Here is a 2,157-nt window from a genome sequence, read left to right on the forward strand (position 1 = left end):
AGACACAAAAGGCTATGCGGAAACCAAAGGGGGGTAAACCCCACGGGGGAAAACCCCCCCCCCCTCAGGGAGCCCTGGCGAGGAACCGAGGGGGGCCCCGGGCCCGGTCGGAACCGACCGGCCCCGGGCCCTTCGGCGTCAAGCCCTGAGGCTTAGCTGAACGAGTCGCCGCAGGCGCAGGAGCCCGTGGCGTTCGGGTTGTCGATCGTGAAGCCCTGCTTCTCGATGGTGTCGACGAAGTCGATGGAGGCGCCGCCCAGGTACGGGGCGCTCATGCGGTCGGTGACGACCTTGACGCCGTCGAAGTCCTTGACGACGTCGCCGTCGAGGGAGCGCTCGTCGAAGAAGAGCTGGTAGCGCAGGCCGGAGCAGCCGCCGGGCTGGACGGCGACGCGCAGCGCGAGGTCATCGCGGCCTTCCTGCTCCAGCAGGGTACGGACCTTCTCGGCGGCGGCGTCGGACAGGAGGATGCCGTCGCTCACAGTGGTCTTGTCGTCCTGTACGGACATCTGCATTCACTCCCGAAGTGGGCGGCTCCCCGCCGGTGGCTGGGGAAACGTCGGACTCTTGCCGTCGATGGCAACCAGCGGGACCGCGGTTTCATTCCGGGTCCGGCGCCTCGTTTTCTCGATTCATGCTCGCACACCCCGGCGGCCCGGTGGACCCCGCGACGAGGACCGGTGGAGTGGCGTATCCCGCACCGGCCCCGCACCGGGCGAATGCGTCACATCGACACTATCGGCATCGTCAAAGTGACGTGAAGCGGCTATCATAGATAACGTCAAATAGACGAGAAGTGTCGATCAAAGCCCCCCGCAGTCCCAGATTTCCTTGTCGCAGAACAGAAAGGGTGCGTGTCGTGACCACCGCCCAGCCTTTGGACGTCCAGCCGACGCCCCTTGCCCTGCTGCTGCTCGGCCGTGAGGCCGACCCCAAGAGCGAGCGCGGGGTGGAGTGCCCCGGCGACCTTCCCTCGCCGTCCGACCCGGACCTGGTGGCGCGCGCCCGCGCCGCAAAGGAGAAGCTCGGCGACAAGGTCTTCATCCTCGGCCACCACTACCAGCGTGACGAGGTCATCGAGTTCGCCGACGTCACCGGCGACTCCTTCAAGCTGGCCAAGGACGCGGCGGCCAAGCCGGAGGCCGAGTACATCGTCTTCTGCGGCGTGCACTTCATGGCCGAGTCCGCGGACATCCTGACCTCGGACGACCAGAAGGTCGTCCTGCCCGACCTCGCGGCCGGCTGCTCGATGGCCGACATGGCCACCGCCGAGCAGGTCGCCGAGTGCTGGGACGTGCTGACCGAGGCCGGGGTCGCCGGTGCGACGGTCCCCGTCTCGTACATGAACTCCTCCGCCGACATCAAGGCCTTCACCGGCAAGCACGGCGGCACGATCTGCACCTCGTCCAACGCGAAGAAGGCCCTGGAGTGGGCCTTCGAGCAGGGCGAGAAGGTGCTCTTCCTCCCGGACCAGCACCTGGGCCGCAACACCGCCGTCCGCGACATGGGCATGTCCCTGGACGACTGCGTGCTCTACAACCCGCACAAGCCGAACGGCGGCCTGACCGCCCAGCAGCTGCGCGACGCCAAGATGATCCTGTGGCGCGGCCACTGCTCGGTCCACGGCCGGTTCTCGGTGGACTCGGTCAACGACGTGCGCGAACGCATCCCGGGCGTGAACGTCCTCGTGCACCCCGAGTGCAAGCACGAGGTCGTGGCGGCCGCGGACTACGTCGGTTCGACGGAGTACATCATCAAGATGCTGGAGGCGGCCCCGGCCGGCTCCAAGTGGGCCATCGGCACCGAGCTGAACCTGGTCCGCCGCCTGGCGAATCGATTCGCCCCGGAGGGCAAGGAGGTCGTCTTCCTCGACAAGACGGTCTGCTTCTGCTCGACGATGAACCGCATCGACCTCCCCCACCTGGTGTGGACCCTGGAGTCCCTGGCCGAGGGCAACCTCGTCAACCGGATCGAGGTCGACAAGGAGACGGAGAGCTTCGCCAAGCTCGCGCTGGAGCGCATGCTCGCCCTCCCGTAACCGGCGCAGCAGCACGAAAGGGGCCCAGGGGGGGGGGGGGGGGGGGGGGGGGGGGGGGGTTGGGGGGGGGGGGGGGGGGCCGCGCGGTGGCGTGGCTCTACGCGGGGGGGGGGGGGGGA

The 2,157-nt window shown here is 68.4% G+C and carries 2 protein-coding genes; one reads left to right on the plus strand and one right to left on the minus strand.

Annotation, left to right across the window (positions count from 1 at the left end):
• Nucleotides 1-152 precede the first annotated feature (152 nt).
• Nucleotides 153-509 (minus strand): HesB/IscA family protein, encoded by a 357-nt coding sequence (locus AC07A6_RS41305; protein ID WP_030029080.1) that lies wholly within the window; start codon nt 507-509, stop codon nt 153-155.
• A 341-nt stretch (nt 510-850) separates the two neighbouring features.
• On the opposite strand from AC07A6_RS41305, the gene nadA reads away from it, so the two are divergent.
• Complete coding sequence (gene nadA, locus AC07A6_RS41310) at nt 851-2,038, plus strand: quinolinate synthase NadA (RefSeq protein WP_386272598.1); 1,188 nt, start codon at nt 851-853, stop codon at nt 2,036-2,038.
• Nucleotides 2,039-2,157 lie beyond the last annotated feature (119 nt).

The sequence above is a fragment of the Streptomyces sp. NPDC044002 genome (assembly GCF_056434525.1).

Excerpts from the sequence above, each read along its gene's own strand:
- AC07A6_RS41305 (WP_030029080.1), bottom strand. The coding sequence starts at position 509 with ATGTCCGTACAGGACGACAAGACCACTGTGAGCGACGGCATCCTCCTG.